Raw genomic sequence first — 13,064 nt, forward strand, 5'->3', positions numbered from 1 at the left:
GGCGTGCGCGGTCATCCCGGCGCTGGGGGATGCGCGCCGGCGTCCGCGGGTCATCCCGGCGCCGCGGCACGCGGGAGCGTCCGGGCTGGCCGCCTCACGCGGGTCGTTCGGGCGGCGCGGGCACGCAGAAACGCCCGTTCCCCGCAGTTCTCCTCACGGATTCTGCGAGAAACGGGCGTTTCTGCGAGGTTCGGCCGGGGCCGGGGCCGGGGCCGGGGCCGGGGCCGGGGCCGGGGCCGGGGCCGGGGCGTGGCGCTCGACCCGAGCCGGCGCTCAGGCCAGCTGCGCGCGGCGCTCGGCGAGCTGGTCGAAGGTCGCGAACGACTCGGCGATCGGACTGCCGGTGAAGTGGCCCACCCAGCCGTCGTCGTCGTGGAAGAAGCGCACGCTCACGTAGTGGGGGGCGGTGCCCATGTCGAACCAGTGCGTGGTGTTCGCCGGAACCGAGATGAGGTCGCCCGCCTCGCAGTACACCGCGTGCACCTTCTCGTTGGCGTGCAGGTAGAACACGCCCGCGCCCTTGGCGAAGTAGCGGTCCTCGTCGTCGTCGTGCTGGTGCTCCGAGAGGAACTTCTGCCGCGACGGGGTCTTCACCTCGTCGTAGTTCTCCTGGGCCGGGTCGAGGGCCACGACGTCGACGAGGGTGTAGCCCTCGCGGTCCTTCACCTCGCCGATCTCGTCGGCGTACAGCGCCAGTACCTCGTCCTGCGACGCGCCGGCGGGGACGTCACGGACCTCCCAGCGCGAGAAGCGCGCGCCGAGCTCGGCGAGCGCCGCACGGATCTCCGCTTCGTCGGTGGTCTCGAGCACGGGCGTGCTCGGGTCGGTCTCTTTCCAGACGGTCAGGAGCGTCACGGCTCCTCCTCTCGGCGCGAAATGGGCGGAATGAACCGATTGTCTCGCCGATTCGCGTCGAGTGCCCACTTCGCGGGCGGGATCACCGGTGCCGGTGTAACAAAGTGCAACCTCGAATAACCCGCCCTCGGTCGGTGCTGCTTGACTGCTCGACGGCCGACCGACACAGCACCCGGGCGGACCCTCGCACCCGACTCCTCGACGAAGGGGACCACCGTGTCCGTTCGATCCCACCGCTGGGCGACGCTCCTCGCGACCGCCGGCATCGCCGCCCTCGCCCTCTCCGGCTGCGCGCAGCAGAACACCGCGGCCCCCGCGGCCTCGGCGGCTCCCGTCCAGAAGGTCGAGAACCTTCCCGCGCCGTTCGACGGTGCGCCCGTGAAGGTGGCTCTGGTGCAGCAGTCCGGTGCCGGCGACTTCTTCACCGCGTGGACGGCGGGCGCGAAGGCGCAGGCCGCCGCGATCAACATCGACCTCACCGTCTACGACGCCCGCAACGACAACGCCAAGCAGGTGTCCGACCTCGAGCAGGCGATCGCGTCGAAGCCCGCCGCGATCATCGTCGACCACGGCCAGACCGACACGATCGAGTCGCACGTGCACGACGCGGTGGCCGCCGGCATCCCGGTCATCGTCTACGACCTCGCCCTCAACGACCCGACCGGTGTCATCGTGACCTCGCAGTCCGACGCGTCGATGGCGCAGGGCGTGCTCGACCAGCTCGTCGCCGACGTGGGCGACGGCGCCAAGGTGGGCCTGGCCAGCACCGACGGCTTCGCGCCGCTCGAGCGCCGCAAGAAGGTCTGGGACGAGGTCGTCGCCGAGCACAACCTCGACCAGGTGTTCTTCACCGGCAAGGTGACCGAGTCGACAGCGACCGACAACATCCCGCTTATCGACGCCGCTCTGAAGGCGAACCCCGGGATCCAGGCGATCTTCGCGCCCTACGACGAGATCACGAAGGGCGTCGTGCAGGCCGTTCAGCAGAACAACCTGCAGGACAAGGTCAAGGTGTACGGCATCGACATCTCGAACGCCGACATCGAGGTCATGACCGCCGACGGCAGCCCCTGGGTGGCCACGAGCGCGACCGACCCGTCCGCCGTCGGCGCGGGCGTCGTGCGCGCCCTGGCGCTCTCGCTCGCCGGTCAGCTCGACGAGACGAGCGTGCAGTTCCCCGCGATCACGATCACGCGCGACTTCCTCCTCGAAAAGGGCATCACCAACGTCGCTCAGCTGCGCGAGGCGGAGCCGTCGCTCCTGCTGAGCGACACCGTGGTGGCCGACTGGCTTCCCGCGATCTCGGGATGACCTCACCCCTCCACGCCGACGCCGCTCCGGCCGACGACACCCCCGTCGTCCGCCTGAGCGGCGTCGGCGTACGCTTCGGCAGCAATCAGGTGCTGCGCGACGTCTCCCTCGCGCTCCGCCCCGGCACGATCACCGCGCTGCTCGGGACCAACGGCGCCGGCAAGTCCACCCTCATCGGAGCGATCTCGGGCGCGAACGCGGCCTACACCGGTGAGATCGCGATCGGCGGCTCGACCCAGCGCCTGACCTCGCCCGCGCGAGCGCGGCGCGCCGGCATCGAGACCGTGCACCAGCGCATCGCGGACGGGATCGTCGCCGGTCTCAGCGTCGCCGACAACCTCGGGATCACCGATCTTGCGCGCGGCGGTCACCGTCTCGTTCGGCGGGCCGACTCGGAGCGGGTGGCGCGCGCGGCCCTGGAGCGTCTGGGGCTGTCATGGTCCGACGAGGTTCTTCGAGCGGATGCCGCGCGCCTGGGCACCTCCGACGCCCAGCTCGTGGTGCTCGCCCGCGCCCTGCGCTCGACGCCGCGTCTGCTGATCCTCGACGAGCCCACCTCGGCCCTCACCGCGGCCGAGGCCGATCGCCTGTTCGCCGTCCTGCGGGTCCTGCGCGATGAGGGGCTGGCGATCCTGTTCGTCAGCCACCGGTTCGGTGAGATCGAGCGGCTCGCCGATCGCATCGTGGTGCTTCGCGACGGTCGGATCGAGCTCGAGGCCGAGCGTCCGTTCGACTGGCACGCGGCGCTCGAGGCGATGCTCGGCGTCCCCACCGAACTCCAGCAGCACGTCGAGGAGCCGCTGCCCGCGGCCGCCGAGGTCCTCGCGGTCGAGGGGGCGCGTCTGCTCCCCGGGAGTGCGCCGCTCGATCTCCGGGTGCACGGCGGCCAGGTCACCGGCATCCTGGGTCTGCTGGGGGCGGGCAAGACCGAGCTCGCGGAGCTCGTGACGGGGGTGCGCGCGGACGCCGCGGCGCGCCTGCGACTCGACGGCGCCGAGTACCGCCCCACGGATCCCGGAGCCGCGCAGGCCGCGGGCGTCGTGCTCGTGCCCGAGGACCGCCAGCGCCAGGGCATCCAACCCGGATGGTCGATCGCCCACACCGTCGGGCTGCCCGTGCTGCGGACGCTGTCGCGTTTCGGGGTCATGGCTCCGGGTCGCGAACGCGCGGCCGCCGACGCCGTCGTCTCGGACTACGACGTCGTCGCTCCCTCGATCGAGACGCGCGTCGACGACCTCTCGGGCGGCAACCAGCAGAAGGTCGTCGTCGGTCGCTGGCTCCGCACCGAACCGCGCGTCGCCGTTCTCGACGAGCCGTTCCGCGGCGTCGACATCGGCGCGCGTCGGCGCATCGGCGCGGCCGTGCGCGAGCGGGCGACGACCGGCGCTGCCGTTCTCGTGCTCTCGAGCGACGTGGACGAGATCCTCGAGGTCGCCGATCGGATCGTCGTGCTCGTGTCGGGCCGCATCGCCCTCGATACCCCCGCCGGGCAGCTCGACCGCGCGCGCATCGTCGCGGCGCTGCTCGACGACCCCGGCCATCGGAAGGAAACCGCATGACCACCGCTTTCGCGCCCGCGCGACCGAGCGTCGGATCCCGCATCGTCGACGGAATCGCGAAGTGGGGCTTCGTGGCCGTGACCGCGCTGCTCATCGTGTTCTTCGCCGTCACCCAGCCGGCGTTCGCCACCCCCGAGAACATCTTCGGGATGCTGAAGTTCATCGCCCCGATCGGCATCGCCGGTCTCGGCGTGACGCTCGCGATGACCGTCGGCGGCCTCGACCTCTCGGTCGGCGCGAACGCGGGGTTCGCGGTGTCGATCGCCGCGTGGACGATGGTCATCGGCAACCAGGTCGGCGGGATCGCCGTGGGCGTCGTGCTGCTCTCGGGAGCGCTCATCGGGGCGATCAACGCCGCGCTCATCGTTTTCGCGCGCATCCCCGACCTGCTGGCGACCCTCGCGACGATGTTCACCGTGGTGGGGCTGAAGCTCATCATCGTCGACGGCAAGTCCATCTCGTCGCAGATGACCCTGGACGACGGCACGACCGCACCCGGACGTTTCACGCCCGACTTCGTGTGGTTCGACCGCGGCGCGATCGGGCCGGTGTCGGTCCCCGTCGTGCTCTTCCTCGGGCTCACCGTCGTCCTGTGGTTCGTGCTCGATCGCACCCGCTGGGGCCGGGCGCTGTTCGCGGTGGGCTCGAACCCCGAGGCCGCGCGGCTCGCCGGCATCCGCGTCACGGTCTACCGGGCCGCGGCGTACATCGGCTGCGGCATCCTGGCCTCCATCGCGGGGCTCGTCCTGGGCGCGCGCATCGGCCAGGGAGACGTCACGGCGGGGAACAGCCTGTTGCTGGATGCCGTCGCCGTCGCTCTCGTGGGAGTCTCGGTGCTCGGCATCGGACGGCCGAACGCGTGGGGCACGGCGCTCGGAGCGGTGCTCATCGCCGTGATGGTCACGGGCTTCTCGATGATGGGGCTGCCCTACTACATCCAAGACTTCGGCAAGGGAGTCGTGCTGCTGGTCGCCCTGCTGTTCAGCTTCACGTTCCGCCGCCGCAAGACCACCATCGTCGCCGGGAGCACCACCGCATCATGACTCTTCTCACCGATCAGTTGACCGTCGAGTCGGTCCCGGCCTACCTCACCGCCCGCCCGCACCTGGCGGGGCCGGTGGATCCGGCATCCATCGTCTCGGTCGTCGAGGTGGGCGACGGAAACCTGAACCTCGTCTTCATCGTGACGGATGCCGCCGGGCACGGCGTCGTGGTGAAGCAGTCGCTCCCGCACGTCCGCGTCGATCCGTCGTGGCCGCTCACGCGCGAGCGCGCGGCGCGCGAAGCGGTCGTGCTCGCCGCGCACGAGCGGATCGACCCCGCGCACGTGCCGGCGTTCTACGGCTTCGACGTCGAGGCCCTCGCGCTGTCGATCGAGGACCTCAGCGACCACGCGGTCTGGCGCGGCGAGCTCATCGCCGGACGCCTGCACCCCTACGCCGCCGCGGAGCTGGGGCGCTACGTCGGGGCGATCGGGTTCGCGACGAGCGTGTTCGGCACGCCGGGGCCCGAGCGCCGCCGCCGCATCGCCGAGGCGACGAACCCCGAACTCAGCGAGATCACCGAGGATCTGGTGTTCACCGAGCCGTACGTCGACCACGAGCACAACGGCTGGCTCGCCGAGAACGACGACGACGTGCGCGAGCTGCGGGCGGATCGCGCGTTCGTGCGCGAGATGGGGCTGGCGAAGCAGCGGTTCCAGGAGAGCACGCAGAGCCTCATGCACGGCGACCTGCACACCGGCTCGGTGTTCGTCCGCGCTGAGGGCGCGTCGGTGCGCGCGTTCGACTCCGAGTTCGGCACGTACGGCCCCACCGGCTTCGACCTGGGCGCCGTGTGGGCGAACCTCGTGATCGCGGCGGCGCGGGCACACGTGCTCGGGCGGTCCGCCGACGCCGAGACGCTCCTGCGGCTCCCGGTCGAGCTCGTCGACGCCTTCGAGGCCGAGTTCCGCCTCCGGTGGCCCGAGCGGGTCGACCCCCGCGTGTACGGGGACGATGTGCTCGAGCACACCCTGGCGGTCGTGCGGTCGGATGCCGCCGCCTACGCCGCGGCGAAGGCGGTGCGCCGGATCGTCGGGTTCTCGAAGGTCGCCGACATCCAGACGCTCCCCGAGCCCGAGCGGGCTCTCGCGTCGCGTCTGGTGCTGCGCGTCGCGCGCACCCTCGGTACGGCGCGTCTCGAGGATGCCGACCCGCGCACGCTCACGGCACGGACGGTGGCGCTGCTGGGCTGAGGCGCCGGGCTTTCGCCGTCGCGCGCGTGCCGTGGTGCGCGTGCGGCCGTGGTGCGGGCTGGGTGATTCGCCTCGTTCTGCGCCGACAAACGCTGTTCCTCGCGAGACACGGTGTCTCTCCGCGTGTTTCGCCAGGAATGGCGTTTATCGGGCTGCGCTGCGCCGGTCGGCGCGCGACGGCGACGGAGACGTGACGGCGGCCGCGGCGGTGCGCGACGGCTGGCGGCGCGCGATGGCGACCGCGGCGGCGCGCGGCGAAGGCGGAGCGTGGCATCCGTCCCGGTCCCGCGCCGATAAACGCTGTTCCTCGCGAGACACGGCGTCTCTCCGCGTGTTTCGCACGGAACGGCGTTTATCGGCCGTGAGGCGGCGCGGGTGAGCCTGGCCCCGGCCATCGGCCGTGAGGCGGCGCGTAGGCCCCGGCTGTCGGCCGCGGGGCCGGCGTCAGCGCGTCGCGACCGCGAAGCGCAGCAGCCACTCGGTGATCTCGAGGTGGCGGCGGGCGGCGGCGATGTCGGTGCCCCACGCGTAGATCCCGTGGCTCGCGACGATGAGCGCGGGCACCTCGGGGATCTCGGCGGTCGCGGGGCGGTAGACCTCGTCGAACCACGCCGCTTCGACGGTCATGTCCTGGTGGTTGCGGATGACCGGGATCGTCACGGTCTCGTCGTGCGCGCGGTGGCCGATGCCCTTGAGCATCTCCATGTCGCGGATCTCGACTCCGCCCGGCCACCGATGCCCGGCGACCACGGCGTCGAAGGCGTGCACGTGGAACACCGCGTTCGCCCCCGTGCGCGCCGCGATGTGCGCGTGCAACCCGGCCTCGGCCGAGGGTGGGCGCGTGTCGGAGGGGTCGATCGCCGCGCCCACGCCGTCGATGAGCACGACGTCGCGGTCCGTGAGCTCCGACTTGTCGAGACCGGACGCCGTGACCGCGAGGACGAGCGGGTCGCGCTCGACGACGACCGAGAGGTTGCCCGAGGTGCCGCGCATCCAGCCGTAGCCCGAGAAGCGCGAGGCCTCCGCGGCGAGGGCGGCGCCGGCCGCGCGCACCCGCTCGGGGGCCGGCAGGGTCATCGGGTGAGCTCGATCTCGTCGAAGGATGCCACGGTCTCGGTGCCGAACTCCGACCCCGCCCACGGCTCCCCGGCGCGGTCCAACGCGACGACCTGCCAACCGGCGGCCCGCGCCGCGGTGACCTCGTCGGGGTGGTCGGTGAGGAACAGCGCGCGCTCGGGGGCGACACCGAGGGCGGCCGAGATGCGCTCGTACGAGGCGGCCTCCTTCTTGGGGCCGGCGCTGATGGTGTCGAAGAAGTCCTCGATCAACGGCGTCAGGTCGCCCTGCGGCGCGTGGCGGAACCACGGCACCTGCGAGGCGATCGACCCCGACGAGTACACGGCGAGACGGATGCCGCTCTCGTGCCACGCCCGCAGGCGCGGGGGCACGTCCTCGAAGAACTGCGAGTGGATCTCACCCGCCGCGAAGCCCTCGGCCCAGATGATCCCCTGCAGGCTCTTCAGCGGCGTCGACTTGACGTCCGATGCCATGAGCCCGCGCAGCGCCTCGGCGACCTCGACGTCGGTGGCGTCGGCATCCAGTCCCGTCTCGGCGATCGCGGCGGCGCGGGCAGTGCGGACCGTGTCGTCGTCGCGGCCGAGCACCTCGTCGAGGCGCGGACGGGCGTAGTCGTACAGGTCGCCCAGGATGAACCCGGCCTCACTGGTGGTGCCTTCGATGTCGAGCACGACCACGTCGGCGGAAAGGGAGGTCATTCGGGGTCCTCGTCGGTTCGGGCGCTCACGGGGCGGAACGCGATGGTCTCGGGCTGAGCGGTGGATGCCACGGGCGCGGGGTTCTCGCGCGAGCGACGTCGGCGCAGCGCCGGGGCGGGCGGCTCGGTGGCGCTCGCGTCGGGATCGGTCGAGAAGTGCTCGCCGACGCGGGCCGGTTCGAAGGTGCCGCGGCTGGTCGCGATGCGGGTCACGAGTCGCGGCGGGGTCACGTCGAACGCGGGGTACCACGCGTCGGTGACGAGCGGGCTGGCGGTGCGCCGCCCCAGGACCTCGAGCACCTCGGTCGGGTCTCGGTCCTCGATGACCACGTCGTCACCGGTCGGCGCGGCCGGATCCGGGGCCTCGACCATGGCGTAGTACGGGATGCCGAACGCCGCCGCCGCGGCCGCGTGCGCGAGAGTCCCGACCTTGTTCACGACCGAGCCGTCGAGGGCCACGCGGTCGGCCGCCGTGACCACGGCGTCGATCGGGCCCGTGCCGACTCCGCGCGGGGAGGACTGGGCGGCGGCGGCCATGCCGTCGGTGATGAGGGTGACGCGCTGGCCGAGTTCGCGGAGCGAGTGCGCGGTCAGCCGCGCGCCCTGGAGGTAGGGGCGCGTCTCGGTCGCGACCCACTCGATCTCGCGCCCGGCCTCGCGAGACGCGGCGACGAGGCCGAACAGGTAGGCGTCGGCCCAGCAGTGCGTGAGGATGCGCGGAGACTCCGGCAGCAGCGAGAGCGTCGCCCGGCCCAGGCGCAGGCTCGCCTCGTGGTAGTCGCGATCCACGGCCGTGGCGGTCTCGAGGGTCGCCGCCACGAGGACGTCCGTGTCGTCGGCGTCGCGACCGGCCGCGAGGATGCGGGCCACGGCGTCGCGCGGGTGCGCGTTCGTGGGGCGGGCGGTGGCCAGGGCGCGGCCGGCGCGGCCGAGGGCCGTGCGCGCTTCGCCGAGCGGGAGGCCGCGCACTTGGAGCGCCGCGAGCGCCATCCCGGCGGTGGCCGCGTAGAGGGGGCCCGAGCTCTGGGTCACCATGTCGCGGATGGCCGTGGCGACCTCGTCGGGGGTGGTGGCATCCACCCATTCGATCCGGGCGGGGAACACGCGCCGGTCGAGGATGCGGACGACACCGGCGGTCTCGTCGAGGACGACGGAATGCTCGAGGGTGGCGGTGGGGGACATCCCGGTCATCTTCCCACGCGGCGCCGGGTGGGGGCGGGCGCGTGACGCCGCGCGACGATCGCGCGGTGGCCGTGGCGGTGGCGGTGGCGGTGGCGGTGGCCGGGGGCGGCCGGTCGGGGCCGGCGGGGGCGGCCGCGGTGGAAGCTCGCAGTTTCGCGCCGAACCCGCGGGTTTCCGTCGTGAATCTCCGAGGTTCGTGCGTTTCTGCGAGATTCGAGCGTCGCGCGCGCCCACCCGCGCGCGCCCGCTAGCTCCCGCCCGCGCGCCCGTGCGAGAATGAGCGCGGCGTGCTCGGACCGACCTTTCCCCGCACGGTGCTCCGGCACCGACGGGTTCGAAGGGCCACCGAGCCCCAGGACAGCGTCCGCCGCACCTTTTCTCCGAGGAGCAGAGATGTCCGCTACCCCCATCGCCACCACCGCCGAGGCCACGCCCACCGAGCGGGTGCAGCAGCACCGCCGGTACCTCATGTGCCGGCCCGAGCACTTCACGGTGAGCTACAGCATCAACCCCTGGATGGAGCCCTCGCGCCCCACCGACACGAACCTCGCCGTGCAGCAGTGGCAGTCGCTGTACGACACCTACGTGTCGCTCGGCCACGAGATCGAGCTCATCGACCCGCTCGAGGGTCTGCCCGACATGGTCTACACGGCCAACGGCGGGTTCGTGATCGACGGCGTCGCGTACGGCCCCAAGTTCCGCTTCCGCGAGCGCGCCGCCGAGGCGCCGGCCTTCATCGACTGGTTCGCCGCGAACGGCTTCGAGGTCGCCGAGCCCGTCGAGGTCAACGAGGGCGAGGGCGACTTCCTGCTCGTCGGCGACACGATCCTCGCCGGAACCGGCTTCCGCTCCACCGGTGACAGCCACCGCGAGGTGGGCGAGGTGTTCTCGCGCGAGGTCGTCTCGCTCACCCTCACCGACCCGCGGTTCTACCACCTCGACACCGCCATCGCGGTGCTCGATCCCGTCGAGGGTCCCGGTGGCGTCGAGAAGGCGAACATCGCCTACCTGCCGAACGCGTTCGATGAGCGCAGCCAGGCGATCCTGCGCGAGCGCTACCCCGACGCGATCCGGGTCTCGGATGCCGACGGCGCGGTGTTCGGCCTCAACTCCGCGAGCGACGGCAAGAACGTCATCATCTCGCCGCGCGCGGTCGGCTTCGAGGCGCAGCTGCGCGAGCGCGGCTACACCCCCGTGAAAGTCGACCTGTCCGAGCTGCTGCTCGGCGGCGGCGGCATCAAGTGCTGCACGCTCGAACTGCGCGGCGGTGCCCGATGAGCGCCACCGTCGACAACCTCGGCCTCTCCCTGATCGAGGCCGAGAGCGCGCACGTCGCGCACAACTATCACCCGCTGCCCGTCGTCGCCGCGCGCGCCGAGGGAGTCTGGATCACCGACGTCGAGGGCAAGCGCTACCTCGACCTGCTCTCGGCGTACTCGGCCCTGAACTTCGGTCACGGGCACCCCGCGATCCTCGCCGCGGCCCGCGAGCAGCTCGAACGCCTCACGCTCACGAGCCGCGCGTTCCACAACGATCGCCTGGGGCCGTTCGCCACGGCCCTGTCGCAGCTGTGCGGCAAAGACCTCGTGCTGCCGATGAACACCGGGGCCGAGGCGGTCGAGACCGGCATCAAGGTCGCGCGCGCCTGGGGCTACCGCACGAAGGGCATCCCCGCGGATGCCGCGACGATCATCGTCGCGAACGGCAACTTCCACGGGCGCACCACGACGATCGTCGGCTTCAGCGACGACCCCACCGCGCACGACGACTTCGGCCCCTACGCCCCGGGTTTCGTGCACGTTCCCTACGGCGACGCGGGTGCCATCGCCGCGGCGATCGACGAGAACACCGCCGCGGTGCTCCTGGAGCCGATCCAGGGCGAGGCGGGGGTGGTCGTCCCACCCGCGGGCTTCCTGCAGCGGGTGCGCGAGATCTGCACGGAGAACAACGTGCTGTTCATCGCCGACGAGATCCAGTCGGGCCTCGGCCGCGTGGGCGAGACGTTCGCGTGCGATCGCGAGGGCGTCGTTCCCGACGTGTACCTGCTCGGCAAGGCACTGGGCGGTGGCATCCTGCCCCTGTCCGCCGTCGTCGCGAACGAGGACGTGCTCGGCGTGATCCGCGCGGGGGAGCACGGCTCGACGTTCGGCGGCAATCCGCTGGCGGCGGCCGTGGGACTTCGGGTCGTGGAGATGCTGGCATCCGGAGAATTCCAGACCCGCGCGAAGGCCCTCGGCGAGCACCTCGAGGCGTCCCTGCAGGCGCTCGTGGGGCACGGGGTGACCGCGGTGCGTATCGCGGGACTCTGGGCCGGTGTCGATATCGACCCCGCCTACGGCACGGGCCGCGAGATCGCCGAGAAGCTGCTGGCGCGCGGCGTGCTCGTCAAGGACACGCACGGCCAGACGATCCGCATTGCGCCGCCGCTGACGATCCGCGCGACCGAGCTCGACTGGGCTGTCGAACAGCTGCGGCACGTGCTGCCTCACTGAGCACCGCTCCAGATCACACGATCCTGTCGAGAGCACCCGATCGACGCGGCCAAGTCCGGGTGCTCTCGCGCGGTTCGTGTGCTCTCGGCGGCGGGTGCGGGTCTCAAGCCACTGAGACCGTCAGCTCGTCCCAGCCCGTCGCGCCGTCGGGGGCCGGGGGCGCCTGGTCGGGCGTCTGGGTCTCGCCGGTGGCCGAGATCGCGCGGCAGCGCACGGTGTGCGAACCGCTCGTCGCCGTCCACGGCAGGCTCCACTGCACCCAGGTGTCGGTCGAGATAGCTGTGGCGAGCTTCGCCGGCTGCCACGGACCGTCGTCGATCTGCACCTCGACCCCCGAGACGCCGACGTGGGTCTGCCAGGCGACACCCGCGATGACCGCGTCGCCCGCGGCGATCCGGGCGCCCGCCCGGGGGACGTCGATGCGCGACTGGAGCTTCACCGGCCCGCGCTCCGACCACCCGCGCGAGGTCCAGTACCCCTCGGCGCGGTCATAGCGCGTGACCTCGAGCTCACTGACCCACTTCGTCGCCGAGACGTACCCGTACAGGCCGGGGACGACCATGCGGACGGGGAAGCCGTGCTCGAGGGGCAGCGGCTCGCCGTTCATGCCGATCGCCAGCAGAGCGTCGCGGTCGTCGGTGAGCGCCTCGAGGGGGGTGGATGCCGTGAACCCGTCGACCGAGTGGGAGAGGACCATGTCGGCCTCGGCCGTCGGCTTCGCGCGCGCGAGGAGGTCGCGGATCGGCACGCCGAGCCAGCGGGCGTTTCCGATGAGCGATCCGCCGACCTCGTTCGACACGCAGACGAGGGTGGCGACCGTCTCCTTCTGCGGGAGGGCGACCAGGTCGTCCCACCGCAGCACGACCTCCTGCTCGACGAGGCCGTGGACGCGCAGACTCCACGTGGCCGGGTCCACCTGCGGCACCACGAGCGCGGTGTCGATGCGGTAGAAGTCGGCGGCCGGGGTGATCACGGGGGAGAGGCCGTCGATACCGAGATTCGCGGTCGCAGGCACCGTCGCGGTCGTCGTCGGGGTCGGCAGGCGCAGGGCGGAGCGCACCGCGCTGACCGCCCGGGCGCCGCTGCTCAGCGCGACGGACCCGGCGGCAGCGAGAGCTCCGGCGAGGACCGCGACGCCGGAGAGGGCGAGGACCCCGCGACGGGTGGGACCGGTGGAGGTCTCCGTCGCGACGGTCGCGGGGCGGAGTCGGCCGATGAGCAGGCCCGCCACCAGGGCGGCCGCGGCGCCCGCGACCAGCGACGGCACCGGAGACAGCAGCCCCGCGTCGGGACGGACCAGCGAGACGAAGGCGCCGACCACGCCGACCGCCGCCAGAACCACCCGTCCCCACGGGGGCCGGCGCCCCTCGAGGGCTCCGGCGGCTCCGGCCACGGCCAGCAGCAGCACCGCGATGCCGACGAGCAGGGCGGTCTTGTCGCCGGTGCCGAAGAGGCTGATCGCGAGGTCTTTCGCCCACGCGGGGGCGATGTCGATCATGCCCCCGCCGATCACCGCGAAGGGGCTCGCCGAGGGGGAGATGACAGCGGCGGCCAGCTCGCCGAGACCCGCACCGAGAACGGTCGCGCCGATCGCGGCGACGATCGCCGGGAGGTCGCGGGTGCGGGAGGATACGGGGGCCACGAGGGGAGCCTAC

The 13,064-nt window shown here is 72.4% G+C and carries 11 protein-coding genes; 6 read left to right on the forward strand and 5 right to left on the reverse strand.

The features are described 5' to 3' along the window. Positions 1 to 273 precede the first annotated feature (273 nt). Positions 274 to 855: a 1,2-dihydroxy-3-keto-5-methylthiopentene dioxygenase gene (locus tag MTES_RS09570; protein WP_013585049.1), complete on the reverse strand. Its 582-nt coding sequence runs from the start codon at positions 853 to 855 to the stop codon at positions 274 to 276. A 216-nt stretch (positions 856 to 1,071) separates the two neighbouring features. Here MTES_RS09570 and MTES_RS09575 point away from each other — a divergent pair, with 216 nt between their 5' ends. Genes MTES_RS09575 through mtnK form a run of 4 tightly spaced genes read left to right on the forward strand, consistent with a single transcriptional unit; the run spans position 1,072 to position 5,961 of the window. After that, positions 1,072 to 2,166, forward strand: coding sequence for a substrate-binding domain-containing protein (locus MTES_RS09575; protein WP_013585050.1), 1,095 nt, complete (start codon positions 1,072 to 1,074; stop codon positions 2,164 to 2,166). Continuing rightward, positions 2,163 to 3,725, forward strand: coding sequence for a sugar ABC transporter ATP-binding protein (locus MTES_RS09580; RefSeq protein ID WP_013585051.1), 1,563 nt, complete (start codon positions 2,163 to 2,165; stop codon positions 3,723 to 3,725). The genes MTES_RS09575 and MTES_RS09580 overlap by 4 nt, the downstream gene beginning before the upstream one ends. After that, the gene (locus tag MTES_RS09585; protein ID WP_013585052.1) at positions 3,722 to 4,768 is read left to right on the forward strand and encodes an ABC transporter permease; all 1,047 of its coding nucleotides are present in this window, start codon (positions 3,722 to 3,724) and stop codon (positions 4,766 to 4,768) included. Before MTES_RS09580 ends, MTES_RS09585 begins: the two co-directional genes overlap by 4 nt. Continuing rightward, on the forward strand, positions 4,765 to 5,961 hold the full coding sequence (gene mtnK / locus MTES_RS09590; protein ID WP_013585053.1) for an S-methyl-5-thioribose kinase: 1,197 nt from the start codon (positions 4,765 to 4,767) through the stop codon (positions 5,959 to 5,961). Before MTES_RS09585 ends, mtnK begins: the two co-directional genes overlap by 4 nt. Positions 5,962 to 6,405: 444 nt before the next feature. Here mtnK and mtnB read toward each other — a convergent pair whose 3' ends face one another. Genes mtnB through MTES_RS09605 form a run of 3 tightly spaced genes read right to left on the reverse strand, consistent with a single transcriptional unit; the run spans position 6,406 to position 8,917 of the window. Then, on the reverse strand, positions 6,406 to 7,038 hold the full coding sequence (gene mtnB / locus MTES_RS09595) for a methylthioribulose 1-phosphate dehydratase (protein WP_043361288.1): 633 nt from the start codon (positions 7,036 to 7,038) through the stop codon (positions 6,406 to 6,408). After that, the gene (gene mtnC / locus MTES_RS09600) at positions 7,035 to 7,736 is read right to left on the reverse strand and encodes an acireductone synthase (protein ID WP_013585055.1); all 702 of its coding nucleotides are present in this window, start codon (positions 7,734 to 7,736) and stop codon (positions 7,035 to 7,037) included. The genes mtnB and mtnC overlap by 4 nt, the downstream gene beginning before the upstream one ends. Continuing rightward, complete coding sequence (locus tag MTES_RS09605) at positions 7,733 to 8,917, reverse strand: translation initiation factor 2B subunit, eIF-2B alpha/beta/delta family (RefSeq protein ID WP_013585056.1); 1,185 nt, start codon at positions 8,915 to 8,917, stop codon at positions 7,733 to 7,735. Before MTES_RS09605 ends, mtnC begins: the two co-directional genes overlap by 4 nt. Before the next feature lie 393 nt (positions 8,918 to 9,310). Here MTES_RS09605 and ddaH point away from each other — a divergent pair, with 393 nt between their 5' ends. Together ddaH and rocD are read left to right on the forward strand one after the other, a co-directional pair. Then, positions 9,311 to 10,195 (forward strand): dimethylargininase, encoded by an 885-nt coding sequence (gene ddaH, locus MTES_RS09610; RefSeq protein ID WP_013585057.1) that lies wholly within the window; start codon positions 9,311 to 9,313, stop codon positions 10,193 to 10,195. Further along, entirely contained in the window at positions 10,192 to 11,409 is a 1,218-nt protein-coding gene (gene rocD / locus MTES_RS09615) for an ornithine--oxo-acid transaminase (RefSeq protein WP_013585058.1), read from the forward strand. Before ddaH ends, rocD begins: the two co-directional genes overlap by 4 nt. A gap of 103 nt (positions 11,410 to 11,512) precedes the next feature. Here the strand turns inward: rocD and MTES_RS09620 are convergent, their stop codons facing one another. Beyond that, entirely contained in the window at positions 11,513 to 13,051 is a 1,539-nt protein-coding gene (locus MTES_RS09620; protein WP_013585059.1) for a molybdopterin-dependent oxidoreductase, read from the reverse strand. Positions 13,052 to 13,064: the final 13 nt, after the last annotated feature.

This window comes from Microbacterium testaceum StLB037 (assembly GCF_000202635.1).
Classification (GTDB): domain Bacteria; phylum Actinomycetota; class Actinomycetes; order Actinomycetales; family Microbacteriaceae; genus Microbacterium; species Microbacterium testaceum_F.

Excerpts from the sequence above, each read along its gene's own strand:
- MTES_RS09580 (WP_013585051.1), top strand. The coding sequence starts at position 2,163 with ATGACCTCACCCCTCCACGCCGACGCCGCTCCGGCCGACGACACCCCC.
- mtnC (WP_013585055.1), bottom strand. The coding sequence starts at position 7,736 with ATGACCTCCCTTTCCGCCGACGTGGTCGTGCTCGACATCGAAGGCACC.
- MTES_RS09605 (WP_013585056.1), bottom strand. The coding sequence starts at position 8,917 with ATGTCCCCCACCGCCACCCTCGAGCATTCCGTCGTCCTCGACGAGACC.
- mtnB (WP_043361288.1), bottom strand. The coding sequence starts at position 7,038 with ATGACCCTGCCGGCCCCCGAGCGGGTGCGCGCGGCCGGCGCCGCCCTC.
- rocD (WP_013585058.1), top strand. The coding sequence starts at position 10,192 with ATGAGCGCCACCGTCGACAACCTCGGCCTCTCCCTGATCGAGGCCGAG.
- MTES_RS09585 (WP_013585052.1), top strand. The coding sequence starts at position 3,722 with ATGACCACCGCTTTCGCGCCCGCGCGACCGAGCGTCGGATCCCGCATC.
- ddaH (WP_013585057.1), top strand. The coding sequence starts at position 9,311 with ATGTCCGCTACCCCCATCGCCACCACCGCCGAGGCCACGCCCACCGAG.
- mtnK (WP_013585053.1), top strand. The coding sequence starts at position 4,765 with ATGACTCTTCTCACCGATCAGTTGACCGTCGAGTCGGTCCCGGCCTAC.